This window comes from Janthinobacterium sp. GW458P, from assembly GCF_002127585.1.
GTDB lineage: Bacteria > Pseudomonadota > Gammaproteobacteria > Burkholderiales > Burkholderiaceae_D > Janthinobacterium.
The window spans coordinates 62138-88549 of record NZ_NEGZ01000007.1; the positions used below are offsets into that span (position 1 = coordinate 62138).

A 26412-nucleotide genomic window follows, 5' to 3' on the forward strand; every position below is an offset into this window, starting at 1 on the left:
GGGGCTGCAACAGCATGAGCAAGGAGTTGTATGGAATTGCAGATTCGCAAATTGTCGAAAACCTACGCGAATGGCGTGGTGGCGCTGGACAACGTTTCGCTGACGATACCGCCCGGGATGTTTGGCTTGCTGGGTCCGAACGGCGCCGGCAAGTCGACCCTGATGCGCACCCTGGCCACCCTGCAGGAATGCGATTCCGGCTCCATCTTCTTCGGCGACTACGACGTGCTCGACGACAAGGACGACATCCGCCGCATGCTGGGCTACCTGCCGCAGGACTTCGGCCTGTACCCGAAAGTGACGGCCTATGAACTGCTCGACCACTTCGCCACGTTGAAAGGGCTGTCGCAGCGGGCGCGCCGGCGCGAAGTCGTCGACGGCCTGCTGCAGCAAACCAATCTGTTCGACGTGCGCCACCAGCGCCTGGGCAGCTTTTCCGGCGGCATGCGCCAGCGCTTCGGCATCGCCCAGGCCCTGCTGGGCGACCCCAAGCTGATCATCGTCGACGAACCGACGGCCGGACTCGACCCGCAGGAGCGCGTGCGCTTCCACAACCTGCTGTCCGACATCGGCGAAGACAAGACGGTGATCCTGTCGACCCACATCGTGTCCGACGTGGCCGACCTGTGTGCCAACATGGCCATCATCAACAAGGGCCATTTGCTGCTGTGCGGCAAGACCCAGGAACTGATCGATGAAGTCAGCAGCAAGATCTGGGCGCGCTTCGTTGAAAAAAAGGAGCTGGCCAGCTTCCAGCAGCGCCACGCCGTCATTTCCACGCGCCTGCTGTCGGGCCGTACCCTGATCCACGTCTACAGCGACGAGGACCCGGGCGACGGCTTCGAGGAAGCCATCGGCGACCTGGAAGACCTGTATTTCGCCACCATTGCCGGGCGCCACCGCGTCGCCCCGCAGTGCGACTGAGGGGGCGGCCATGTTTGCCATCGCCCGCTTTGAAGCGTGGCAGCGCCTCAAGCTGCTGTCGACCTGGGTGTACTTCGCCATGTTCCTGGCCCTGGCCATGCTGTGGATGGCGGCCGCCGGCGGCGTCTTCAAGGAAGCGAGCATCAGTTTCGGCGGCAAGTTCCTGATCAACGCGCCCCGTTCGCTGGCGTTCAGCTGCAGCCTGCTGGGCTGTTTCGGCGCCGTGGTGGTGGCCGCCATGATGGGCCGCTCGGTGCAGCAGGACTTCGAATACGGCATGCAGCATTTCTTCTTCAGCGCGCCGATCAAGAAATACCAGTACGTTTTCGGCCGCTTCCTCGGCGCCTGGCTGGTGCTGGCCGTCGTGTTCTCCAGCATCGTGATCGGCGCCTGGCTGGGCGCCTGGCTGCCCGGCATCGATCCAGAACGGCTGGGGCCGCAACGCGCGCTGGCCTACCTGATGCCGTATGTATTTACCCTGCTGCCGAATCTGTTCATCTTCGGCGCCATCTTCTTCATCATCGCCGCCCTGACGCGGCGCATGCTGCCCGTGTACATCAGCTCGGTAGTCATGCTGATCGGCTACCTGGTGGCGCCCTCGCTGGCGCGCGACCTCGACTACAAGACGCTGGCCGCCCTGATCGACCCCTTCGGCACGACGGCGCTGATACGCCTGACGGAATACTGGCCGAATGCGGAGCGCAACACGCGCCTGGTGAGCCTGGAAGGCGTGTACCTGCTGAACCGCGCCATCTGGTCCGGCTTCGCCCTCGTGACCTTGCTGCTTGGCTACTGGCGCTTCCAGTTCCACGCCACGATGGACGCGGGCGCGACCAAGCGCCGCAGCGACGGCGACGCCCCCCTGCGCCTGTCGAACGCCTCGCTGGACACGCAGCAAGCGCCCGACTTCGCGCAGCGCAGCCTGGCCGTCCTGCTCGTCAAGATCAGCTGGCTGAACCTGCGCGAAACCGTCAAGAACATTTATTTTGTCGTCATCGTGCTGGCCGGCGTGCTGACCATGTATGCGGGCGCGCTCGACATGGGTTCCATCTACGGCACGAATACCTATCCGGTGACGGAAAAAGTGCTGGAGATGGTCAGCGCCTCGTTTGCCCTGTTCATGCTGGTCATTACCACCTTCTATGCGGGCGAACTGGTATGGCGCGAACGCGAGACCAGCATCCACCTGATGCTCGACGCCCTGCCCGTGCCGAACTGGCTGCCGCTGCTGTCGAAGCTGTTCGCGCTGATCGGCCTGCAAGCCTTGCTGAGCCTGGTCATCATGCTGTGCGGCATGTCGATCCAGGTCTTCAAGGGCTATTACCGCCTCGATCCGGGCCTGTACCTGGAATCGCTGTTCCTGTCGCACCTGCCCTACTACGCGCTGGTCGCCGTGCTGGCCATCTTCTTGCAGGTATTGATCAATCACAAGTACCTGGCGTATTTCGCCATGATCCTATACTACATCGCCAGCGTCAGCTTTGCCTCGCTGGGCCTGGGCGACCCGCTGCTGCTGTACGCCAGCACGCCGGACTTCGCGTATTCGGCCATGAACGGCGCCGGCCACTATGTGTTGCGCGAACGCTGGTACCTGCTGTACTGGAGCGGCGCGGCCGTGATGCTGACGGTGCTGTCGCTGCTGTTCTGGCCCCGCGGCGCGCAGGACAGCTGGCGCATCCGCCTGCGCCTGGCGCGCCACGGCCTCACGCAAGGCGTGCTGGGCAGCTTTGCCATCGGCGCCGTGATCTTCCTCGGCGCCGGCGCCGTGCTGTTCTACGTCTTCCATGTGGCCAACGACTACAAGTCCGACTATGCGCGCGACGCGGACCGGGCCAGCTTCGAGCGCCAGTACCGCAAGTTTGCCGCCACGCCGCAGCCGAGAATCACCGACGTGAAACTCGATGTGGCCATCTACCCGGCGCAGCGCCGCCTGGCCGTCACGGGCCGCTACATGCTGCAAAACAAGACCAGCTTGCCGATCAGCCACATTTTTGTGCAGCAAGACCCGACGGCCACCATGCGGCTGCGTTTCGATACGCGCGTGCATCCCGGCCTCGATGACGGCAAGCTGGGCTTCTACAGCTACCGGCTGGCCGCGCCGCTGGCGCCGGGCGCCACCCTGGGCCTCGATTTCGACATTGCGTATGCGCCGCGCGGCATCTTCGGCCTGGGCCAGGACACGCCCGTGGTGGCCAACGGCACCTTCTTCACGAATGCCGTGCTGCCGCATGTCGGCTACCAGGCGCAACTGGAACTGACGGACCCGCGCGACCGCAAGAAACACGGCTTGCCGCCCCGCGAACGGGCCTTGCCGCGCGACGACGCGCGCGGGCTGGCCGACAATTACGTCAGCAGCGACGCCGACCGCATCAATTTCGACGCCACCGTCAGCACCGTCGACGGCCAGACGGCCATCGCGCCGGGCACGCTGGACAACGACTGGATCGCGCATGGCCGCCATTACTTCCATTACACGATGGACCAGCCCATCCTGAACTTCTACGCGTTCCAGTCGGCCCGCTACGCCGTCAAGCACGAGCGCTGGCAGGACGTGGCCATCGACGTGTATTACCACCCGGGGCATGAATACAACCTTGAGCGTTTCGTGCGCGGCAGCAAGGAAGCGCTCGATTACTACACGAAGCACTTCGGCCCCTACCAGCACAAGATCCTGCGCATCGTCGAATTCCCCCGCTACGCCACGTTTGCGCAATCGTTCCCGAACACGATACCGTACTCGGAAGGCCTGGGCTTTATCGCCAGGGTCGACGACAAGAACCCGAAGGACCTCGACTATCCGTTCTACGTCACGGCGCATGAAGTGGCGCACCAGTGGTGGGCGCATCAATTGGTGGGCGGCAACACGCGGGGCGCCACCGTGCTCAGCGAAACCCTGGCCGAGTATTCGGCCCTGATGGTGATGAAGAAAACCATGGGGCCGGCCAAGATGCGCCGCTTCCTGCGCTATGACCTGAATCAATACCTGATGGGACGCAGCGAAGAGCGCAAGAAGGAGTTGCCGCTGGCCGAGAATGAAAACCAGGCCTACATCCATTACCACAAGGGCAGCCTGGCCATGTATTTGCTGCAAGACATCATCGGCGAGGACAAGGTCAACGGCGTGCTGCGCGATCTGCTGAAGACTTACGGCCAGAAAGGCCCGCCGTATGCAAGCGTGACGGCGCTGATAGCCGGCTTGCGCCAGGTCACGCCGCCCGAGCAGGCTTACCTGATCGACGACCTGTTCGAGAAAATCGTGCTGTTCGACAATCGCGCCCTGTCGGCCACGGCCACGAAACGCAGCGATGGCAAGTACGCCGTCACCATCAAGGTGCAGGCGGGCAAGTTGACGGCCGGCGAACAGGGAGACGAACACGACGCCCCGCTGCACGACTGGATCGAGATCGGCGTCGACGATGCGAATGGCCATCCGCTGCTGCGCGAACGGCTGCGCATGACGGCGCGACAAGCGAGCTACACTGTCATCGTCGGCAGCCGGCCCGGCAAGGCGGGCATCGATCCCGACAACAAGTTGATCGACCGCAAGCCGGACGACAATATGGTCACCGTCGAGCTCGACGAACCGTGACGAAAAATGGCCGCCTGATCAGGCGGCCATTTTTCTATGCATCAATGCATCAGGCGGCGACGGGACGCGTGATCAGGCTCAGGCTGATACCCATTTCCGTCAGGTGCTGCATGTCGGCCAGGCTCAGGTCCAGGGGCGCGTCGACCGTGTCGTCACCGTTCAGTTCCAGTTGCAACTCGGCCACGATGCGCGGCATGGTGAAGGTCACGCCGCGCGAACGGCATTCGGCCAGGTAGCTGCGTATGCGCGAGGGCAAGACTTGCGACTTGGGCGCTTGCGCGATCAGCACTTCGAAGCCCGAATCGAGATGCACGCGACCCGCCGTTCCCTTCGGCTCGCCCTTGCGCCAGGCACGCTCTGGATCCGTGGGCAAGACTTCCAGGATGGTTTTGAGCGTGGGGTCATCCCCATGCACCGACAGCTTCGCCATATTCATATTGCAGGACTTTCTAGTCAGGACGCCGCCAGGACGGCGGCGCAATCATCAGACCGACAAGTCTACGCATGGAAGGCAAATATGTCCATACGGCAATATTTGGCATCAAGCACTAATAAGCTCTAGTTTGTGCTGCATCAAACAGGCGGAACAAACTTGTTCCACCTGCAACATGTCATTACACGCTCACGCCGCGTGCCCGCAAGGCGGCCCGCACGCCCGCGCCGTAGGCGGCATCGGCACGGTCGAAATGGCCCAGCTGGCGCTGCAAGGTTTCCGCGCGCACCTGGCTCAACGGTCCAGCCAGATTGTCGAACAGGTTTTGCTGCGCCTGGGCCGGCATCAGGCGGAACAGGTTGCCGGCCTGCGTGTAATCGTCTTCCACGCCGCGCCCGTCGTAGCGCGCCGCGCCGCCCGACAGCGCCAGCGCCGGCTCGCCGTGGCCCAGCCCCTGCGGCGCGCTGCCCGCCGCCGCCACGTTCGCGTAGTTCTGCGCCGAACTGCCATTGTGGATGGCCATGCCGCCGTCGCGCTGCTGGTTATGGAAGGGGCAGCGCGCCGCATTCACGGGCAGATGCTGGTGGTTCGTGCCGACCCGGTACAGCTGGGCGTCATGGTAGGCAAACAGCCGGCCTTGCAGCATCTTGTCCGGCGAATACCCCATGCCGGGCACGGCATTGGCTGGCGAAAACGCGGCCTGCTCGACTTCCGCGTGGTAATTGTCCGGGTTGCGGTTCAGCTCGAAAATACCGACCGGCAGCAGCGGGAAGTCCGCGTGCGGCCATACCTTCGTCAGGTCGAACGGGTTCCAGCCAGTGCGCTGCTCCCAGGCATCGAGCTGCTCCTGCGTCGCCACCTGCAGCTTGACTTCCCACTGGGGGAAATCGCCGCGCGCGATGGCGCCGAACAGGTCGCGCTGGGCGTAGTCGGGATCGGCACCGGCCAGGCGGCCCGCTTCCGCCGCAGGCAGGTTCTTGATGCCCTGGCGCGTCTTGAAGTGCCATTTCACATACACGCGCTGGCCGTCCGCATTGATCAGGCTATACGTATGGCTGCCGAAGCCATCCATGTGGCGGTAGCCGTCCGGCGTGCCGCGGTCCGAGAACAGCATCGTGACCTGGTGCAGGCTTTCCGGCGCATGGCTCCAGAAGTCGAACATCATTTCCGCCGATTTTAGATTGCTTTGCGGATCGCGCTTTTGCGTGTGGACAAAATCGGGGAACTTGATCGGGTCCTTGATGAAGAACATGGGCGTGTTGTTGCCAACGAGATCCCAGTTGCCCTCTTCCGTATAGAAGCGCACGGCGAAGCCGCGCGGGTCGCGTTCCGTGTCGGCGCTGCCGCGTTCGCCGCCGACGGTGGAAAAACGGGCGAACGTGGCCGTCTGCTTGCCCACTTCGGCAAATAATTTAGCCTTGGTGTAGCGGGAAATATCATGCGTGACGGTAAAGGTGCCGTAGGCGCCCGAACCTTTCGCGTGCACGACGCGCTCGGGAATGCGCTCGCGGTTGAAATGCTGGAGTTTTTCGATCAGGTGGAAGTCTTGCAGCAGCAGGGGACCGCGGGGGCCGGCGCTGAGGGAATTCTGGTTGTCGGCGACGGGAATGCCCGACGCGGTGCTGAATGGTGGCTGTTGACTATTCATGGCTGCTTTTCCTTCGTTGTTGACTGATGGAATCAGTGTAACGAGTGCAACAACAAAGGAAAAGCTAATTGATTTTATCGAACTGATAGATATTTACAATGAACAGCCATGGGCGTCGCATACGCCACCGAGTTGCGCCTGCAACTGCGCCGGCTGGCCCAGGAAGCCGCCGATGTCGATGACGGACAGCTTGCCGCTGCCATCGTCGAGGACGAAGGTGGGAAAGCCCTGGCCGCCCACCTGCGCCAGCAGGGCGCGGCTGGCGTCGATATGCCGCTGCGTGGCCGCGCCCGCCTGCTGCGCATGCGCGGCTTCGAAGGCGCCGGCGTCCATGCCCAGCTCTTGCGCCAAAGTTAGCAGCACGGGCAGGTCGGCGATGCGCAAGCCGTCCACGTAATGGGCGCGCTGCACGCGCTGCAGCATGTCCAGGCCCTTGCCGGCCAGCGCCTCGGCCGCCAGGATGGCCGTGATCGGCGGCTCGGAATCCATCATGGCCGTGGTGTCGTTCAGCAAGCCGTTCAGGTAGGCATCGCCGAAGGGCTGGCCCGACAATTGCTCGATGCGCCGGTCATGCGGCAGGACGTAGCCGCGCCATTCGGGCGTGATCCGGCGGCGATTGCTGCCCGTCATCATGCCGCCGCCGTGGAAGGCCACCGTCAGGCCGGGCACGGCGCGCGCCGCCTCGACCAGCGGCGCGGCGCCGTAGCACCAGCCGCACAGGGGATCGAAAATGTAATGCAGTACAGGGTTGGCCATGCTGGCTCCTTTGATTCTTGCGTGCGTTTCAACTTGGGCCGCGCGGCCCGTGCAGGCGCCGCGCGGCAGGCTTGTTACCACTTCATCTCGCCCTTGGCCACTTTCGCGCTCGTTTCCAGCGCGCCATCGAGGCCCAGGCTCGGGTAATGGCGCTTCATCGCGTCGATCAGCGCGGCCGAGTTGGCGGCCTTCGCCGTTTCCCCTTCAAACGTCACCAGGTAGTCGCGCGTAAAGCCGATGCTGTCGGGCGTCAGTGGCGAACCGACCTTGAAGTGCCCGGGCACGACGGTGACAGGTTTCAATGCTGCAATGCCGTCCAGGGTCTTGAGCCAGTCCTGGCGCGATTGCACGCTTTGCGTGTCGGCCGTCCATACGTGCAAGTTGCCAAACAGCACCACGCCGCCGACGACGGCCTTGATCGATGGAATCCACACATAGGTGCGCGACGGCGTCGGGCCCGAAATCGTCAGCGACTGGCCTTCCAGGCTGATGCGCTGGCCCTTCAAGGCTTCGGGAATGACGATGGCCTGCGGCGCATTGTCCTTCAAAATCGGACCCCAGTAGGCGACCTTGGCGTCCACCTTGCGGCGGATTTCCGCGACCGTTTCCGGCGTGGCGACGATTTTTGCCTGCGGGAAAGCTGCCTTGATCACATCGAGGCCAAAGTAGAAATCGGGGTCGCTGTGGCTGATGTACACGGTCGTCAGTTTCTTGCCGCTGGCACGGATCTTTTCCACCAGTTTTTGCGCTTCGGCGCGCGAGAACTGCGCATCGATCAGCACGGCGTCATGCTTGCCTGCCACCAGGACGGAAGCGACGGGGAAGATGGCCGCTTCGCCCGGATTGAACACCTCCAGTGTCAGCGGAGCGGCGGCCGAGGCGGCGCCGGCGGCGAAGACGGTGGCAACGAGAATGCTGGTAATGGATTTGGAGAACATGATGCGCCTTCACAAGATGATTGGGATGCACGCATCTTACGTTGCTTGATTCGGTAGAAAAACCCGATAAAACGCAATGGTTTATTTCTTATTTCGATGCAATCAAATACTGACATGCACGCTGCCATCCACATCGTCGTATCCAAATGTGTCACAGCGTCATGATGTTGTCACATTGAATTGTTATCTTGCCAGCTCTTTCAAACCTAGCCGGATGAACCACATGACTCGCAGAAAAATTTCCGTCGCTGGCTGCAGCGTCGCAATCTCCCTGATGCTGGCCGCCTGCGGCAGCGACGCCAAAAAAGACGAGGTGTTGGTCGAAGCCCCGCCGAAAAACGTCATTTTCTTCCTCGGCGATGGCATGGGCCTGACCACCATGACGGCCGCGCGCATCTACTCGGTGGGCGAAGACGGTGCGCTGACCATGGACACGCTGCCGGAAACGGCCTTCGTCAAGACGTTCTCGAACGATGCGCAAGTCACCGACAGCGCGCCGTCGATGGCCGCCTACATGACCGGCGTCAAGATGAACAATGAAGTCATTTCCATGTCGGCCAACACGGTCGCCATCGATCCGGGCAAGGATGCCAACGGCAACAAGCTGGTCAACAAATGTGGCACCGGCAACGGCACGCCCGCCACCACCCTGCTGGAACTGGCCAAGGCCAAGGGCTTTGCCGCCGGCGTCGTCAGCACGGCGCGCGTGACGCACGCCACGCCGGCGGCCACCTACGCGCACATCTGCCACCGCGACCTGGAAAACGATATCGCCGCGGCCCTGGTGCCGGGCGGCACCGGCTACAACAGCGCCCTTGGCACCACCGGCCTGGAAGTGGTCCTGGGCGGCGGCGCGCAATTCTTTACGCCATTCAAGAACGGCGGCAAGCGTTCGGACGACCGCGACCTGGTGGCCGAACTGAAAGCGAAAAGCTACACCATTGCCAACAACGCCACCGACTTCAAGGCCGTCGACGGTACCAAGACGGACCGCCTGTTCGGCGTGTTCACGTCCAGCCACATGAGCTACGACCTGGACCGCGATGCGGCCAAGGAACCTAGCCTGGCGGAAATGACCACCAAGGCCATGGACGTGCTGGCCAAGAACAAGAAGGGTTACTTCCTGATGGTCGAAGGCGGCCGCATCGACCATGCGCTGCACGAAACGACGGCCAAGAAGGCCCTGCAGGACACGGTCGCCTTTGACAACGCCATCAAGGCCGCCATCGAAAAAGCCAAGCTGACCGACCCGACCCTGGCCAATACCCTGATCGTCGTCACGGCCGACCACGACCACACCCTGGTGCTGAACGGCTACGCCAAGCGCACGGGCAAGACGGCCGCCGGCAACCCAGGCGTGCTGGGCCTGGTGAAGAACTACGTCACCGGCGCGGTCGAGAAAGACCTGGACGGCGCACCGTACTCGATCATCGGCTTCGGCAATGGCGAAAACCGCACGCAAGCCAGCCGCGCCGCCATGGCCAGCCTCGACGAAACCGTCACCAGCGCCAACACCTACCATCAGGAAGCGGTGATCCGCACGTCGGCCGGCAATGAAACGCACGGCGGCACCGACGTCTTCCTGGGCGCCATCGGCAAGGGTTCGGAAACCTTCCTGGGCACCATCGACAACACCACAGTATTCGGCCTGGTCAAGACCGCCGGCGGTCTGTAATCCCCAAGACACAAGAATTGGACACGCATATGAAACTTGCACTGAAATCCACCCTGAAACTGTCGCTGCTGACCACGCTCGTGGCAGCCAGTGTTGCCAACGGCGCCTACGCCGCCGACGCCAAGAACGTCATCTTCTTCCTCGGCGACGGCATGGGTCCTTCCGTCGTGACGGCGGCGCGCATCTACAAGTACAAGGAAGAAGGCAGCTTGAACATGGACAAGCTGGAACGCACGGCGCGCATCAAGACGTTCTCGAACGATGCGCAAACGACGGACAGCGCCCCATCGATGGCCGCCTACATGACCGGCGTCAAGATGAACAATGAAGTCATCTCGATGGCGCAGGACACCATCGCCAAAGAACCCGGCCGCGACGCCAACGGCAACCTGGGCGTGGATAACTGCCCGGCCGGCGGCAAGAGCGTGCCGACCATCCTGGAACTGGCGAAAGCCAAGGGCAAGGCCGTGGGCGCCATCACCACCACGGAACTGACGCACGCCACGCCGGCGACGACCTTCTCGCACATCTGCAACCGCAATGCGCAATACGCGATCGCCGCGCAGACGGCGCCGGGCGGCGCCGGCTACAACACGGCCCTGGGCGACGGCGTGGACGTGCTGATGGGTGGCGGACGCAACCACTTTACGCCATGGTCCGCCAGCAACAAGGGCGGCCGCGCCGACGGCCGCGACCTGCTGGCCGAATTCGCGGCCAAGGGCTACACCGTGGCCGCCAACAAGACGGAAATGGTGGCAGCACCGAGCGGCAAGAAATTCATCGGCCTGTACAGTGCGAAGAGCCACCTCGACTATGAACTGGACCGCACCTCGTCCAAGCCATCGGCCGACGGCGCCAACCAGCCTAGCCTGTCGGAAATGACGCTGAAAGCCATCGACTTGCTGTCGAAAAATACCAATGGCTACTTCCTGATGGTCGAAGGCGGCCGCATCGACCACGCCTTGCACGGCATCAATGCCAAGCGCGCGCTGGTCGACACCATCGCCTTCGACGACGCCATCAAGGCCGCCATCGACAAGGTCAGGGAAACCGATCCGAAGCTGGAAAACACCCTGATCGTCGTCACGGCCGACCATGACCATACGCTGGCGTTCAACGGCTACGGCAAGCGCGGCAATCCTATCCTCGACATCAACCGCGGCTACAAGGATAACCAGCCAAGCAAGGATGAAGACGGCAATACCTACACCACCCTGGTGTTCGGCAACGGCCCGAACCGTCCTGACCTGCGCGCCAATGTCGACAGCGCCACGGCCCTGTCCGACAACTACCTGCAAGAAACAGGCGTGCGCCTGGCCAGCGAAACCCACGGCGGCGGCGACGTCAAGCTGCTGGCCACGGGCGCCGGCGCCAAGGCCTTCAAGGGCACCCTGGACAACACCAAGGTGTTTGACCTGCTGAAGGCGGCCTTCGGCTTTTGATGTAGCACAACAAGCGTAACCCCAAGGGGCGGAAGGCAATCTTGCCCTCCGCCCCCTTTGCACATAAAGGCAACACATGAAATCGACCCTGATCGCCGTCCTCCTCGCCGCCGGCTTCGCTGGCACCGCGCAGGCGGCCGCCGCTGCCGCTCCCGCCGACCTGGACCTGGGCATCACCTATTACAGCCGCGTGCTGACGCCGGAAGGCGTGACGCGCGAGAGCCGCTACGAGGAAAAAATGCTGCGCCGTCCCGGCCACGTGTGGGTCGAACGCGTGCTGGCGCCGGCGACCGACGCGCACGCGGGCCACAAGCATGGCGAAAACACCAAGGTGGCGCTGAAAACGTCGACTGCGGCCACGCAGCATGAACACAAGCACTTCAATCCCGTGCTGATACCGCGCCATGTGATGCTGGAAAAGAACACCGTGCGCATCGAATACATCGACGCCCACGACAAGGTCGTCGTCGCCATTCCCAAGGCCGAGTACGAAAACGTCAATTTCGACGGTTCCTGGGAAAACAGTTTTTACCTGCTGGACCCGAAACTGGTGACCGCCATGCCGCTGTCGAAACAGGCATCGAACGTGCCGGGCGCGCGCTGGCGCGAAGTGGAAAAGAATGGCGTGTTCCAGCGCATCCTGTGGGATGAGCAAAAACAGATTCCGCTGGTCATCGAAAGCGGCGACCGCGCCAACACTTTCTACCGCCGCGTCGACGTCAAGCTGCAGCCGACCGTCAGCAAGGTCCAGCCATGGGCCAACCTGCAGCATTACGCGCAGCGCGAATACTCGGACTACCTGGACTAAACTTGACCGCCCCATGCCCGCTCGCTAGTATCGAAAGCATACAGCAACGGGAGCGCGGCATGGATGAACAATTCGAGAACGGTTTGCGCATGCGCAAACAAGTGATGGGCGACGCCTTTGTCGAGCGCGCCTTTGCCCAGGTGGACGCCTTCACGGCGCCCTTGCAGGACTTCGTCACGCGCAACGCCTGGGGCACGACCTGGTGCCGCGACGGCCTGGATTTAAAGACGCGCAGCCTGGCGACGATCGCCATGCTGACAGCCCTCGGCCGCGCCCAGGAGCTGCGCGGCCATGTGCGCGGCGCCGTCAACAATGGCGCGAGCATGCAGGAAATCCAGGAAGTGCTGCTGCATTCGGCCGTGTATTGCGGCATGCCGCTGGCCATCGACGCGTTTCGCTCGGCGCATGACGTGCTGCGGGAAATGGGCCTGGTGGCGCCGGCCGCGCCGCCAGCCTGACCATTGCCCCATCAAATCGGGACGTAAAAAAAAGCCAGGGACATCCCTGGCTTTTGTCTGGCTGATGCAGGATTACTCCGCCGCTGCCGCCTTCTTCGCCGGCGCCTTTTTGGCGGCCGGCTTTTTCACGGCCGCAGCCTTCTTCGCCGGTGCCTTTTTGACGGCTGCCGCTTTCTTGACGGCTGTTTTCTTCGCTGGCGCCGCGCCTTCTTCGCCTTCGACCTCGGCGGCTGCTGCCTTGGTTTTCGCACCCGGCTTGGCCTTGCGCTCTTCAAACTCGAAGCTCACCTTGCCATCCTTGCCGCGCACGAGGAAAGCCTTGAACGGACGGCGCGTGCGCTGGGAAACAAAGCCCGGCAGCAAGTCGGTCTTGCCATCGTTGAGCAGTTTTGCCATTTGTTCCGGCAAGATTTCCTGCTGCAAGATGATGCGGCCGCTGCGGAAGTCGCACGTCTTCGGCTTGGCCACGCTGTGTTCGCACACATAGGCCAGGCCCATTTCGTACACGCCGGCATGGCACTTGGGGCAAGGTCCCACGGGCGTCTGGCCCGTGAAATCGACACCTTCGCCATCTTCGCTCTCGTCGTTCTGACCGAAATCAAATTCCAGCTTGAAATTCTTGATCTCTTCATCGCGCACGATGCGCAGGATGGCGGCGAACGGACGGCCCATCTTCGAGCGGAAGCCTTGCAGCGGGCCGATGGTGCGGTCCTTCAGCAATTGTTCCACTTCGGCGATTTCGAACTGGCGCGAACCCGGCGTCTTGCTCATCGAGAATTCGCACTTGGTGCAGGCGAAACGGCGGTAGTTTTCCTTCACCACGCCGCCGCAGTTCGGGCATGGCGTTACCAACGTCGCATAGTCGCCGGGAATCGTGTCGTTGTCATATTCCTTGGCGCGCTTGACGATGATTTGCGTCATCTGCGCGATTTCGCGCATGAATTCTTCGCGCGAAATCTTGCCTTTTTCCATCTGCGACAGCTTGTATTCCCACTCGCCCGTCAGCTCCGGCGCCGTCAATTCATTGACGCCCAGGCCTTTGAGCAAAGTCATCAGCTGTGACGCCTTGGCCGTCGGAATCAGTTCGCGGCCTTCGCGGATCAGGTAGCGCTCCGTCAGCAAGCCCTCGATGGTGGCCGCGCGCGTGGCCGGGGTGCCAAGACCCTTGCCGGCCATCGCATCGCGCAGCTCGTCGTCGTCGATCAGCTTGCCGGCGCCTTCCATGGCCGACAGCAAGGTCGCTTCCGTGAAGCGCGCGGGCGGCTTCGTCACCAGGCCGTTGGCGCTGACGCTTTCCGTCTGCACTTTCTCGCCCTTGGCGACGGGCACCAGGTTGCCGTTGCCATTGCTTTCCTTGTCGGCGTCCGTCGACGCTTCCTTGCCGTAGATGGCCAGCCAGCCCGGATTGGTCATGACCTTGCCTTCGGTCTTGAACTGATGGCCGGACACTTCCGTGTAGCGCGTGGTGACCTGGAATTCCGCAGGCGGGAAGAACACGGCCATGAAGCGGCGCGTGACGAGGTCGTACAGCTTCTGCTCCGGCTCGGACAGGTTCTTCGGCGCGATCGTCGTCGGGATGATCGCGAAGTGATCCGAGATCTTGGCGTTGTCGAAGATGCGCTTGTTCGGCTTGACCCAGCCCTTGTCGATGATCTGCTTGGCAAACTGGTGGTAGTTGCTGTTGTCCTTGACCGTTTCCAGCGCCTGCAGCACGGTCGGCATGTAGTCTTCCGGCAGGTGGCGCGAATCGGTACGCGGATACGTCAGTACCTTGTGCTTTTCATACAGGGCCTGGGCCAGGCCCAGCGTGTTCTTGGCGGAGAAGCCGAAACGCGAGTTCGCTTCGCGCTGCAGGCTGGTCAGGTCGAACAGGCCCGGCGCCATCGAGGTGGTCGGCTTCGATTCTTCCGTGACGATGCCTTGGCGGCCGCGGCAGGCGGTGGCGATCGAGTCGGCAGCCGTCTTGCTCCACAGGCGCTCGGCGCGCTTCTCGGGGTCGTTCTCGTCCTTCTTGAACTTCGTGTCGAGCCAGCGGCCTTCATAGATGCCGGCCGCGCAGACGAATTCGGCGCGCACTTCCCAGAAGTCGCGCGGCACGAATTTTTTGATCTTGTCTTCGCGTTCGACGACGATGGACAAGGTCGGCGTCTGCACGCGGCCCACGGTGGTCAGGTAAAAACCGCCTTCTTTCGAATTAAACGCCGTCATGGCGCGCGTGCCATTGATGCCGATCAACCAATCGGCTTCCGAACGGCAGCGGGCCGCGTCGGCCAGCGGCAGCATTTCCTCGTCGCTGCGCAAGTGCGAGAAACCGTCGCGGATGGCGCCCGGCGTCATCGACTGCAGCCACAGGCGCTTGACCGGTTGCTTGGCCTTGGCGTTTTGCGCGATCAGGCGGAAAATCAGCTCGCCTTCTCGCCCCGCATCGCATGCGTTGATGAGGGTGGTCACGTCTTTGCGTTTGATCAGCTTGTTTAATACTTTGAGGCGCGCTTCCGTCTTGGCGATCGGGTTCAGCGCGAAATACGGTGGAATCATCGGCAAGTGCGCGAAACTCCATTTGCCGCGCTTCACGTCGAATTCTTCCGGTACGGCGATCTCCAGCAGGTGGCCGACCGCCGACGACAGGACGTATTCATCCGATTCAAAGTACTCATCGTGCTTGGTAAAGCCGCCAAGCGTCTTCGCGATATCGTTCGCGACAGAAGGCTTCTCGGCGATGATGAGGGTTTTTGTCATATTTTTTAGTCTCGAAAAATGCTCTAGGATAGTTTCAGCATGCGCATCATACAGTGCATTGCCAGGCGCCGACGCTTTTGTCTGCGCAAGGCCTTGTGACTTGTGGTCTTGTCAAGCGGCCAATGATAAGCGCCTATTGAAGAATTCGGCAAGTTATCTGCAAGCAAGAATGCGCAAGCGCAAACACAATGCTCAAGCGTGTGCCGCTGAGGCGGCGCTCAGGCGCCAAAGCTGGATAAACATGGTCAGGGCAAGGCGCTGCCACGCCGCCATGACCGTTTTATCAGTGTAGCAGGCGGGGAGAAAGATCTTCGTCGTCGACGAACAGGTCATCGAACATCAGCGCGTCCGGTTCCTTGCCCTGGCTCCACAGCAGCATCAGCACGATGACCTTCAGCTTGCCCAGCGAGACGGGCGCCTCGTCGAGCGCCAGCGCCCGTTCGATGACGATTTCGCGCTGCAGCGGCGACAGCACCTTGGCGCTTTCGAGGAACTGGATGAAACCGATGGCGGCCGTGCCCAGCACGTCGCTTTCCTGCTGCACATAGAAACGCGTGCCCGTGGATGCGGCCGTCAGGGTTTGCTCGACGCCGGCCATGGCGTTCAGGTCCGTCAGCCAGACGAGGGCTTCGGAAATCTCCACGTCGTCGAAACCGACGGCCGACAGTTTGCGCGCCAGGACTGCCGGCTCGGGGCAGGCATCGGGGCGATAGTAAGTCTCGTAGAGGTACACCAGGATATCGAACATGGCTCTACTCTAGCAGTTAAGTTCGCTGGGGCACAAGGGCGCACGCCGACAAAGCCACCCCGTGCGGCGTGGCCGCCACATAAGTGGCAAGCTGTCATTTGCAGCGTTGAAACAGTCCTCCCGGCAAGCGTTCCACCCGCCCTTCCAGTTCCAGCGCCAGCAATTCGGCCATCAGCGCGCCCATGGCCAGGCCGCAGCGCGCGGCCAGGGTGTCGGCGTCGAGGGGATCGTGGCCCAGCGCCGCCAGCAGCGGCGTTTCCCCGTCCTGCCGCGCCGCTGGCGCCGGTGCGCCGTGGGCCACGCCCAGCCACTGCAATTCCTGCAGCACGTCATCGGCCGACTCGACCAGCTTGGCGCCCTGCCGGATCAGCGCATGGCAGCCCTTGGCCAGGGTGGAGTGGATGGAGCCGGGCACGGCATACACGTCGCGTCCCTGCTCGCCGGCCAGCCGCGCCGTGATCAACGACCCCGATTGCGCTGCCGCCTCGACCACCAGCACGCCGCGCGCCAGGCCGCTGATCAGGCGATTGCGGCGCGGAAAGTTCCCCGGCATGGCAGGCAAGCCCAGAGCGTATTCGCTGACGATGCAGCCTTGTTTGGCAATTCTTTGCGCCAGATCAAGGTTGCGTCGCGGATACACGAGATCGGCGCCCGTGCCGATCACGGCCACCGTGGCGCCCTCGCCGCGCAAGCCGCCCTCGTGCGCGTGCGTGTCGATGCCCAGCGCCAGGCCGGAAATGATGGTCAAGCCCGCCGCGCTGAGCGCGTGGGCAAAGGCGGCCGCATTCTGCATGCCTTGCGCGCTGGCATTGCGGCTGCCGATGATGGCCACGCCGGGCCGCGACAGCAGTTCCGCCCGTCCCCGCACATATAACAACAGCGGCGGATCGGCAATTTCCAGCAGCAGCGGCGGATACGCGGCGTCGGCCAGGGTCAGCACGGCGTTGCCGGGCCGCTGCAGCCACCGCAGGGTCAGTTCCAGCTGGCTGTTGGCCAGCCGCCTGGGCGGCTGCGCGATGGCGCGCGCCACGCCGGCCGGCACCACCTCGCGCAAGGCCTCGAATGGGGCGGCGAAGATTTGCGGCGGCAAGCCGAAGCGGGCCAGCAAGGCGCGCGCCGCCACCGGCCCCACGCCCGGCGCATGCTGGAGACGCAGCCAGCCCGCCAGTTCCGTGACCGTGTCTGCCAACCCAACCATTGCATGCATGACAACCTCGCTGAGTAGTGTGCCCCTCCCATGCTAGCGCCATGGCGCGTACGCGATGCCGACGCGCGCAAGGATGCGTGCAATGGCGGCGCGAAACGGCCCACATCCACAGGGCCATGGGCGTCTGTGATAAAATTTCCCTTTGCAGCAGACGAATAGCGCACTGGCAAACGCATCTGCCGCGCCGTTGCGCCCTACGCGCCCAAGCTTGGCGTACTCACAATAGAAATAGCCCTGCCATCGTCCGCATGGCCCTGGCATGAATAATCAGGCGCACCGGCGCCCACCTTAACCAGTCGAATCCGTATGTCCATATTAAATATCCTGCGTTACCCCGATCCTCGCCTGCACACGGTCGCCAAGCCCGTCACCGAATTTGACGCGCGCCTGCAAACCCTGATCGACGACATGGCAGAAACCATGTACGACGCCCCCGGCGTCGGCCTGGCCGCGTCGCAAGTGGACGAGCATATCCAGATGATGGTGATCGACATCACCGAAGAAAAAAACCAGCTGCAAGTGTTCATCAACCCGGAAATCACCTGGGCCAGCGAGGAAAAGCAGGTCTACGACGAAGGCTGTCTGTCCGTGCCTGGCGTCTACGACGGCGTCGAGCGCCCGGCCCGCATCAAGGTGCGCGCCCTGGACCGCCACGGCAAGCAGTTCGAACTGGAAGCCGATGGCTTGCTGGCCGTCTGCATCCAGCATGAGATGGATCATCTGCTGGGCAAGGTATTCGTCGAGTACTTGTCGCCGCTCAAGCGCAACCGCATCAAGACCAAGATGATCAAGGAAATCCGCGGTCTCGAGCGCGAAGCGAGCTTGCGCGCACAAAATCGCCGTTTCTGATAACACCTGACCAAACCTACTGCGCGTCGCGACTTGCGGCCTGCGATGCTCACTGCCTCGGCGGCCCCGTGCCCAGCACAGTTCCGCTTCTCAGCCACAATTCGCTTCCGCTCGCTACGGTTTTGTAAGGTGTTAAAGGAGTTTTTGCAGTACTGCTGATAGACTAAGCAACAACAGTAGTCGTAATACCACGCCAGCCTGGCGCCTCCGGCGCGGGCCTGCGCACCTCACGTCAAGGAACCATATGAAAGTGATCTTCGCAGGCACGCCTGAATTCGCCGCCACGGCCCTGAAAGACCTGCATGAAGCGGGTTTCGAGATTCCCCTCGTGCTGACCCAGCCCGACCGCCCTGCCGGACGCGGCATGCAGCTGCACGCCTCGGCCGTCAAGCAATATGCATTGCAGCACGGCATCGAGGTGCTGCAGCCGCTGTCCTTGCGCATGGACAGCAAGGACCCGCAGCGCGCCGCCGAGGCGAAAGCGGCCCACGAACGCCTGCTGGCCACCGATTACGACGTGATGGTGGTGGCGGCCTACGGCTTGATCTTGCCGCGCAGCACGCTCGACATCAAACCCTGCATCAATATCCACGGTTCATTGCTGCCGCGCTGGCGCGGCGCCGCGCCGATCCACCGCGCCATCGAGGCCGGCGACGATGAAACGGGCGTGACCATCATGCAGATGGAAGAAGGCCTCGATACGGGCCCCATGCTGGCCATCGAGCGCACGCCCATCGAAGCGGGCGACTCCACCGCCACCCTGCACGACAAACTGGCCAGACTGGGCGGCAAGATGATCGTCGAGACCCTGCGCAAGATGCAGCAGCAGCCGCTCGAAGCCGTGCCGCAGCCGGAGGCGGGCGTGACCTACGCGGCTAAGATCGCCAAGGAAGAAGCGGCGCTCGATTTCAGCTTGCCGGCGCTGGAACTGGGCCTGAAAATCCGCGCCTTCAACCCGTTTCCCGGCGCCTGCGGCCAGGTCGACGGCGTCACCATCAAGATCTGGGCCGCCGACGTGCTGGAAGCGGACAGCAAGGAAGCGCCTGGCCAGGTGCTGGCGGCCGACGCCCAGCACGGCATCGTCGTGGCCTGCGGCAATGGCTCGCTGCGCCTGACGGAGCTGCAAAAACCGGGCGGCAAGCGCCTGCCCGCGGCTGAATTCATCAAGGGTTTCGCCCTCGAAGGCAAGCATTTCGTGTAAGGGCGCAACGCTGGCGCATCGGCGGCCATAAAAAAAGGGCTTGCCGCGGCAAGCCCTTTTTACGTCCGGCCACGGCGCTTAGCGGCGCATGACCTTCATCAGGCGTCCGCCCACGGACGACGACAGGCTGACCTCGAAGCGGCCGCCGGCCGGCAAGACGCTCACGTCGACGCTGGCGTTGCCACCGGTCAAGCCGCTGGCGACCAGCGTCTTGCGGCCATCGGCGGCCACGTGCAGCACGGCCGCATACGGCTCCGCCTGCGCATCCCAGACCAGCGCCAGCTTGCCATCGCTTTGCGTGGCGTCAAAACTGGCGTCGTTGGCGGCCGCCTTGCTGCGGCGCGCCGGGCGTGCCGTCTGGGCCAAAGGCTTGCCTTTTGACAATACTTGCACGTCGCTGATATCGCCGGGATTGGCGAAACTGACGCGGAAATGGCTGATGGCGCTGCCGCCGTGATCGGCCAGGGCGGCGGCATCGAAAGGTAAGTCGATAGTCTGTCCGGACGCCGTCAACACGCGCAGCGTATAGGCATGGCTGCTGCCGCTGGCCGGAGCGCCCATGCGCGCGGACGAGGCGACGGCCGGATGCAGGGCCACGCCGGCCGGCGTGATGCGGCCGGAAATGGTCAGATAGCCATTCTCGGCAACGGCCATGCTGGCAGCCAGGACATTGCTGCCCGTCACTTGCGTGCTGCGTTTTTCCAGGAATTGCTGCACCCGCGTATAGCTGTAGTCGGAGAACCAGGCGCCGCTGCAATAGCTCATCACATCCTTCATCGGCGTAGCGCCGTAGACGGCCTTGCTCAACTGGCCGATGCTGCCCGCATAGTTGCTGTTGTACAGGGGTTGCGGTCCCAGGTTGCCGTCCGCATACGGATAATCGGTCACCGCATTGGCCGGTCCGCCGCAGGCGATGTGCTGCAGCGAGTGATTGTGGCCCAGTTCATGTACAAGCGTGGTCAGCCATTGAGGCCAGCTATTGCCGAACGGATCGATCGCCGCGCTGGTGTTGAACTTGGCGTCCAGGCCGATGGCCGACGTGAAGTCGTCGCTGCCGGTGCGCTGGTTGATGTAGGCCAGGCCGGCTGCATTGGTGACGGACATCTTCGGCACCAGGCCGTAATAATAGGCCCCGCTGTCTTCCAGCGCGCGCCTGTTTTCCAGCTTGCCCAGGGCATCGCTCCACCAGCTGTCGGCCGTGCTGCTGCCCGGCATGCTCAGTGCGGCGCGCGTCGTGATGCTGATATTTTCCGCCGCATACGGATACACGCGCAGCAGCGCGGCACGGATCGCCTCGACGTCAGGCACTTGCGCCAGGCCATCGTCGGTGCTCAAGGGCACCAGCACCAGGCGGATCCTGGCCAGGCTGGCCACCACGGGCGCCGCCTCCTGGCTTACCTGCACGCCGTCGCTGCCGACGGCCGTCACGCGCACGCGCACGCCAGGCAAGATCCAGCTCGCCGGCAGGATGGCGCTGAAATTGCCGCTGAAACTGTATTCGCTCGTGGCCGTCGGCAAGACCGACGGCCCGCTCATGGTGATGCTGCCCAGAGCGCTGCCATTGGCGGCCGTGGCGTTCAAGGTCACGACCGGGCTGGCCTGCCCCGCTTGCGGGGCCAGCACGGGCACGCGCACGGCGGCCGGCTTGCCGCGCGTCAGGCGCAGGGCCGTGTTGCTGGCGTTCAAGTTGAGAACTTGCGCAAAATCAATGCTGCCCAGGGTAAAGGCCGCCACCGTGCCCGCATTGACGGCAATGCGCGAGGCTGCCGACAGCATCACATTGCCTGTCGCCTCTACCGGCGCGGACAAGATCAGCTGGCTGCTGCTGACGCTGACGATGCTGGCCGGCGTGCTGCCCACCGAGGCGGCACTGACCTGGTCGAGATTGCTGCCCTGCACGGTCACGGACAAGGTCGCGCCATTGACCAGCGAGCTGATCGAGGTCACCGTCACGCTGGGCAGGACGGTATAACTGTCGCTGCTGATGACGTCGTTGTACGGGCCACGCAGGGTCAGCGGTCCTGTCGCCGCGCCCACGGGCACCACCACGGTGACGCTGGCCGCGCCCTGGCTCTGCGGAACGGCCGACGCGCCGCTGCCGAACTGCACCGCCGTGACGGTGCCCATGCCCTTGCCCGTGACCGTGACGCTGGAACCGGCGCCGCCCAGGGCCGGCGTGACGCTGGCAACCGTCAATGGCTGGTACACGTTGATGCTGTACGCCGTGGTGGCCGTGCCGGCCGCGCTGACGAGGCTCAGGACGCCCGCAACGGGCGCGCCCGGCATGGCCAGGGTGACGCTGGTGTCGCTGGCGGCGCTGGCGGCGACGGTCACGGCGCCCACCTGGAACGCCGTCGCGCGGCTCAAATTGGTGCCCGTGAGCACCAGGCTGGCGCCGACGGCAACATTCGTCGCCGACACGGCCGTCACGGCAGGCGCGAGGACGGCCGTGCCCGACGACGCCCCMCCCGCGGCATCACCACCGCCACCGCCGCAGGCGGACAGGCCCAGCACGAGAAACAACGCTACAAGCAAATGATTTTTCATGGCTTGCAACCATGGTCGAACAGCGCGCAGCCGGGAGCGCGACGGGGGATCTGGGACATATTGGTGACTTTTGGTGAGAATATAATTTCTAGGAACCAATATTATCGGTGAGTTTAATTCTAAGTAACAACTATTAATGCTTTTGATCTAATGAATTTTGATGGCAATGACAAGGCAACTCGCACGAATTTGATTTCAAGCATGACTCGCCGCGCTCTGCATTGCTTGACATCAAGGTTGTTTCCCGCCACGGCGACAGCCCCGCCATCCATGCCAACATCGTCGCCCGGCACATGTGGATATTTCCCCACAGCACAAAACAAATGTCATTGATGCAATTTTCCGGAGAAATCAACTTTTTCGGCAAGATTTCCAGGCATGTCATTTCACCGCATGGCCGCGAGCGGGCCAAAGTGTTGCGCGGGTCACCACGGACGGGCCTGGCACCGCTTTTGCCCAAAACCAAAGCAGCCTGATGCCGTATAATTTTAGACCCGGTGATTCAGGCGATTGCCACCTTCTGCCTGCCCTACCGGGCCGGCTCTCCCCGCCAGCTGACCCCGCTGGCCTGCAACCGCCCCGTCGCCGCGCCGCCGCCCGTTTGCCTATTGAAAGCATGAAATGAACGATACCGTGATCCCCGCCATGTCCCCGACCGAAGCCACCTTGCGCGCCATCCTCGCGCAGCGGATCATGATCCTCGACGGCGCCATGGGCACGATCATCCAGCAATACAAGCTCGACGAAGTAGCGTACCGTGGCGGCCCCGCCGGCCGCTTCATCGACTTCGCCGCGCCGGCCGACAGCGGCGCGCGCGAACTGTTCGTCAAAGGCAACAATGAGCTGCTGACCCTGACGCAGCCGCACATCATCCAGGAAATCCACGAGCGCTACCTGGCGGCCGGCGCCGACCTGATCGAAACGAATACCTTCGGCGCCACGACGATTGCGCAAGACGATTACCACATGGCCCACCTGGCCTATGAAATGAACGTGCAGGCGGCCAGGCTGGCGCGCGCCGCCTGCGACAAGTATTCCACCCCGGACAAGCCGCGCTTCGTCGCCGGCGCCCTGGGCCCCACGCCGAAGACGGCGTCGATCTCGCCCGACGTGAACGACCCGGCCGCGCGCAACGTCAGTTTCGACCAGCTGGTGGCCGCCTACCTGCAGCAGACGCAGGGCCTGGTGGAAGGCGGCGCCGACGTGCTGCTGGTGGAAACCATCTTCGATACCTTGAACTGCAAGGCGGCCCTGTTCGCCATCGACCTGTTCTACGAGCAAAATCCGACCGTCGTGCGCCTGCCGCTGATGATTTCCGGCACCGTCACGGACGCCTCGGGCCGCATCCTGTCGGGCCAGACCGTGCCCGCCTTCTGGAATTCCGTGCGCCACGCGAAACCGCTGACCATCGGCCTGAACTGCGCGCTGGGCGCCGCCCTGATGCGCCCGTATGCGGAAGAACTGGCCAAGATCGCCGACACTTTTGTTTGCATCTACCCGAACGCGGGCTTGCCCAATCCCATGAGCGACACGGGCTTCGACGAGTTGCCAGCCGACACATCCGCCCTGCTGCGCGAATTTGCCGACGCGGGCTTTTTGAACATGGCGGGCGGCTGCTGCGGCACCACGCCCGAGCACATCGCCGCCATCGGCGCGTTGCTGTCGAAAAACACGCCGCGCACCGTGCCGGCGCCGTCGCGCGACCTGCGCCTGGCGGGCCTGGAACCGTTCGTCGTCAACGACGAATCGCTGTTCGTCAACGTGGGCGAGCGCACCAACGTCACGGGCTCGAAGGCGTTTGCGCGCATGATTCTCAACGAGCAATACGACGAAGCCCTGTCCGTGGCGCGCCAGCAAGTGGAAAACGGCGCGCAAGTGATCGATATCAACATGGACGAGGCCATGCTCGACTCGCTGGCCGCCATGACGCGCTTTTTGAACCTGATCGCCTCGGAACCCGATATTTCGCGCGTGCCCATCATGGTCGACTCGTCGAAATGGTCGGTCATCGAAGCGGGCCTGAAATGCGTGCAGGGCAAGGCCATCGTCAACTCGATTTCCATGAAGGAAGGCGAAGAGGAATTCCTGCGCCAGGCAAAACTGTGCCGCCGCTACGGCGCCGCCGTCATCGTCATGGCCTTCGATGAAAAAGGGCAAGCCGACACCTTCGAGCGCAAGATCGAGATTTGCGCCCGCGCATATCACTTGTTGATCGATGCGCTGGACTTCCCGCCGGAAGACATCATTTTCGACCCGAACATCTTTGCCGTCGCCACCGGCATCGAAGAGCACAACAACTACGCCGTCGACTTCATCAACGCCACGCGCTGGATCAAGGAAAACTTGCCATACGCGAAAATTTCGGGCGGCGTGTCGAACGTGTCGTTCAGTTTCCGCGGCAACGATCCAGCCCGCGAAGCCATCCATACCGTCTTCCTGTACCACGCCATCAAGGCCGGCATGACCATGGGCATCGTCAACGCCGGCATGGTGGGCGTGTATGACAACCTGGACCCGGAATTGCGCGAGCGCGTGGAAGACGTGGTGCTGAACCGCCGCGAAGACTCGACCGAGCGCATGATCGAATTTGCCGGCACCCTGAAGGCGGGCGGCAAGGCCGAAGCGCAAACCCTGGCCTGGCGCGAAGGCACGGTGCAGGAACGCCTGTCGCACGCGCTGGTGCACGGCATCACGCAATTCATCGTGGAAGACACGGAAGAAGCGCGCCAGCAACTGCTGCACAATGGCGGGCGCCCCATCCACGTGATCGAGGGCCCCTTGATGGCCGGCATGGACGTGGTCGGCGACCTGTTTGGCCAGGGCAAGATGTTCCTGCCGCAAGTGGTGAAATCGGCGCGCGTGATGAAGCAGGCCGTGGCCCACCTGATTCCGTTCATCGAGGAAGAAAAGCTGCTGGAAGAGCAGCGCACGGGCATCGTGGCCAAGCCGAAAGGCAAGATCATCATGGCGACCGTGAAAGGCGACGTGCATGACATCGGCAAGAATATCGTCACGGTAGTCTTGCAATGCAATAACTTCGAAGTGGTGAACATGGGCGTGATGGTGCCCTGCTCGGAAATCCTCGCCCGCGCCAAGGTGGAAAACGCCGACATCATCGGCCTTTCCGGCCTGATCACGCCGTCGCTGGAAGAAATGGCGTATGTCGCCAAGGAAATGCAGCGCGACGAACACTTCCGCATGCTCAAGATTCCCCTGCTGATCGGCGGCGCCACGACCAGCCGCGCCCACACGGCCGTGAAAATCGCGCACAACTACGACGGCCCCGTCATCTACGTGCCGGACGCCTCGCGTTCCGTGTCCGTGGCGCAATCGCTGCTGACGCCGGAACAGCGCGACAAGTACGTGGAAGACATCGAACTCGACTACGCGCGCATCCGCGAACAGCACGCCAACAAGAAGGCCCTGCCCATCCTGCCGCTGGCGCAGGCGCGCGCCAACCGGATGGTGGTGCCCTTCGACGGCCCGTGCACGCCCGTGAAACCGAAGTTCATCGGCCGCCGCGTGTTTAAAAATGTCGACCTGGCCAGCCTGGCCAACTACATCGACTGGGGCCCGTTCTTCCAGACCTGGGACCTGGCCGGCCCCTTCCCCGCCATCTTGACGGATGAAGTGGTGGGCGACGCGGCCACCAAGGTGTATGCGGAAGGCCAGGCCTTGCTGAAAAAGCTCATCGACGGGCGCTGGCTGACGGCCAACGGTGTCGTGTCCCTGCTGCCGGCCAATAGCGTCAATGACGACGATATCGAGGTGTACACCGACGATACGCGCAGTACGGTGGCGTTCACGTATTACGGCATGCGCCAGCAAGGCGTCAAGCCCGTGGTCGACGGCGTGCAGCGGCCGAACCAGTGCCTGGCCGACTTCATCGCGCCGAAGGCTTCGGGCGTGAAGGATTACATCGGCATGTTCGCCGTGACGTCCGGCCTGGGCATCGAAAAGTACGAAAAGCGCTTCGAGGATGCGCACGACGATTACTCGTCCATCATGCTCAAATCGCTGGCGGACCGCCTGGCCGAGGCGTTTGCCGAATACCTGCATGAGCGCGTGCGCAAGGATTTGTGGGGCTATGTGCCCGATGAGCACCTGAGCAACGACGACATGATCGCCGAGAAATATGTCGGCATCCGCCCGGCGCCCGGCTACCCGGCCTGCCCCGAGCACACGGTCAAGAAAGAGATGTTCGAAGTCATGCAGGCCGGGGAAATCGGCATGCAGCTGACGGAATCGTATGCCATGTTCCCCGGCGCGGCCGTCTCCGGCTTCTATTTCGCCCACCCGGAGTCGAAATACTTCGTCGTCGGCAAGGTCGGCATGGACCAGGTGGAAGACATGGCCAGGCGCCGCGGCGCCAGGGTCGAGGACGTGGAACGCTGGCTGGCGCCGAATCTGTCATAATATAAGCACAAGGCGCGCGGAACTTATCGCGCGC

18 protein-coding genes are annotated in these 26412 nt (G+C 63.0%); 10 read left to right on the forward strand and 8 right to left on the reverse strand.

The window, feature by feature from the left end:
* Nucleotides 1-30 precede the first annotated feature (30 nt).
* Together CBW50_RS07300 and CBW50_RS07305 are read left to right on the forward strand one after the other, a co-directional pair.
* A complete protein-coding gene (locus tag CBW50_RS07300) occupies nt 31-924 on the forward strand; it encodes an ABC transporter ATP-binding protein (RefSeq protein WP_086144920.1) in 894 nt (297 codons plus the stop codon).
* Between the two features lie 10 nt (nt 925-934).
* The gene (locus CBW50_RS07305) at nt 935-4513 is read left to right on the forward strand and encodes a M1 family aminopeptidase (RefSeq protein WP_086144977.1); all 3579 of its coding nucleotides are present in this window, start codon (nt 935-937) and stop codon (nt 4511-4513) included.
* 49 nt (nt 4514-4562) lie between these two features.
* Here CBW50_RS07305 and CBW50_RS07310 read toward each other — a convergent pair whose 3' ends face one another.
* From CBW50_RS07310 to CBW50_RS07325, 4 genes are all read right to left on the reverse strand, one after another.
* Nucleotides 4563-4949, reverse strand: a complete 387-nt coding sequence (locus CBW50_RS07310) for a hypothetical protein (RefSeq protein ID WP_086144921.1) — start codon at nt 4947-4949, stop codon at nt 4563-4565.
* A 178-nt stretch (nt 4950-5127) separates the two neighbouring features.
* A complete protein-coding gene (locus CBW50_RS07315; protein WP_086144922.1) occupies nt 5128-6594 on the reverse strand; it encodes a catalase in 1467 nt (488 codons plus the stop codon).
* 93 nt (nt 6595-6687) lie between these two features.
* Nucleotides 6688-7350: a DsbA family protein gene (locus tag CBW50_RS07320; protein WP_086144923.1), complete on the reverse strand. Its 663-nt coding sequence runs from the start codon at nt 7348-7350 to the stop codon at nt 6688-6690.
* Nucleotides 7351-7424: 74 nt separating this feature from the next.
* The gene (locus tag CBW50_RS07325; RefSeq protein WP_172404700.1) at nt 7425-8288 is read right to left on the reverse strand and encodes an MBL fold metallo-hydrolase; all 864 of its coding nucleotides are present in this window, start codon (nt 8286-8288) and stop codon (nt 7425-7427) included.
* 274 nt (nt 8289-8562) lie between these two features.
* Here CBW50_RS07325 and CBW50_RS07330 point away from each other — a divergent pair, with 274 nt between their 5' ends.
* The 4 genes from CBW50_RS07330 to pcaC all read left to right on the forward strand — a co-directional run bounded on the left by CBW50_RS07330 (nt 8563) and on the right by pcaC (nt 12671).
* Nucleotides 8563-9963, forward strand: a complete 1401-nt coding sequence (locus tag CBW50_RS07330; RefSeq protein WP_086144924.1) for an alkaline phosphatase — start codon at nt 8563-8565, stop codon at nt 9961-9963.
* Between the two features lie 29 nt (nt 9964-9992).
* Nucleotides 9993-11405, forward strand: a complete 1413-nt coding sequence (locus CBW50_RS07335; protein ID WP_086144925.1) for an alkaline phosphatase — start codon at nt 9993-9995, stop codon at nt 11403-11405.
* A 76-nt stretch (nt 11406-11481) separates the two neighbouring features.
* Nucleotides 11482-12213: a hypothetical protein gene (locus CBW50_RS07340; RefSeq protein WP_086144926.1), complete on the forward strand. Its 732-nt coding sequence runs from the start codon at nt 11482-11484 to the stop codon at nt 12211-12213.
* 59 nt (nt 12214-12272) lie between these two features.
* Nucleotides 12273-12671: a 4-carboxymuconolactone decarboxylase gene (gene pcaC, locus CBW50_RS07345; RefSeq protein ID WP_076568292.1), complete on the forward strand. Its 399-nt coding sequence runs from the start codon at nt 12273-12275 to the stop codon at nt 12669-12671.
* A gap of 72 nt (nt 12672-12743) precedes the next feature.
* Here pcaC and CBW50_RS07350 read toward each other — a convergent pair whose 3' ends face one another.
* The 3 genes from CBW50_RS07350 to dprA all read right to left on the reverse strand — a co-directional run bounded on the left by CBW50_RS07350 (nt 12744) and on the right by dprA (nt 17365).
* Nucleotides 12744-15410, reverse strand: coding sequence for a DNA topoisomerase III (locus CBW50_RS07350; protein ID WP_086144927.1), 2667 nt, complete (start codon nt 15408-15410; stop codon nt 12744-12746).
* A 283-nt stretch (nt 15411-15693) separates the two neighbouring features.
* The gene (locus CBW50_RS07355) at nt 15694-16158 is read right to left on the reverse strand and encodes a DUF494 family protein (RefSeq protein ID WP_086144928.1); all 465 of its coding nucleotides are present in this window, start codon (nt 16156-16158) and stop codon (nt 15694-15696) included.
* 94 nt (nt 16159-16252) lie between these two features.
* Nucleotides 16253-17365, reverse strand: coding sequence for a DNA-processing protein DprA (gene dprA / locus CBW50_RS07360; RefSeq protein ID WP_086144929.1), 1113 nt, complete (start codon nt 17363-17365; stop codon nt 16253-16255).
* A gap of 306 nt (nt 17366-17671) precedes the next feature.
* On the opposite strand from dprA, the gene def reads away from it, so the two are divergent.
* Both def and fmt read left to right on the forward strand, forming a co-directional pair.
* Entirely contained in the window at nt 17672-18214 is a 543-nt protein-coding gene (gene def / locus CBW50_RS07365) for a peptide deformylase (protein ID WP_076568288.1), read from the forward strand.
* A 244-nt stretch (nt 18215-18458) separates the two neighbouring features.
* Nucleotides 18459-19415: a methionyl-tRNA formyltransferase gene (gene fmt, locus CBW50_RS07370; protein ID WP_086144930.1), complete on the forward strand. Its 957-nt coding sequence runs from the start codon at nt 18459-18461 to the stop codon at nt 19413-19415.
* A 78-nt stretch (nt 19416-19493) separates the two neighbouring features.
* Here fmt and CBW50_RS07375 read toward each other — a convergent pair whose 3' ends face one another.
* On the reverse strand, nt 19494-21950 hold the full coding sequence (locus tag CBW50_RS07375) for an IPT/TIG domain-containing protein (RefSeq protein WP_172404701.1): 2457 nt from the start codon (nt 21948-21950) through the stop codon (nt 19494-19496).
* Nucleotides 21951-22183: 233 nt separating this feature from the next.
* Between CBW50_RS07375 and CBW50_RS28715 the strand changes: the two genes are divergently transcribed.
* Together CBW50_RS28715 and metH are read left to right on the forward strand one after the other, a co-directional pair.
* Nucleotides 22184-22438, forward strand: a complete 255-nt coding sequence (locus tag CBW50_RS28715) for a hypothetical protein (protein WP_139842434.1) — start codon at nt 22184-22186, stop codon at nt 22436-22438.
* A gap of 145 nt (nt 22439-22583) precedes the next feature.
* On the forward strand, nt 22584-26378 hold the full coding sequence (gene metH / locus CBW50_RS07380; RefSeq protein ID WP_226936262.1) for a methionine synthase: 3795 nt from the start codon (nt 22584-22586) through the stop codon (nt 26376-26378).
* The last annotated feature ends 34 nt before the right edge of the window (nt 26379-26412 follow it).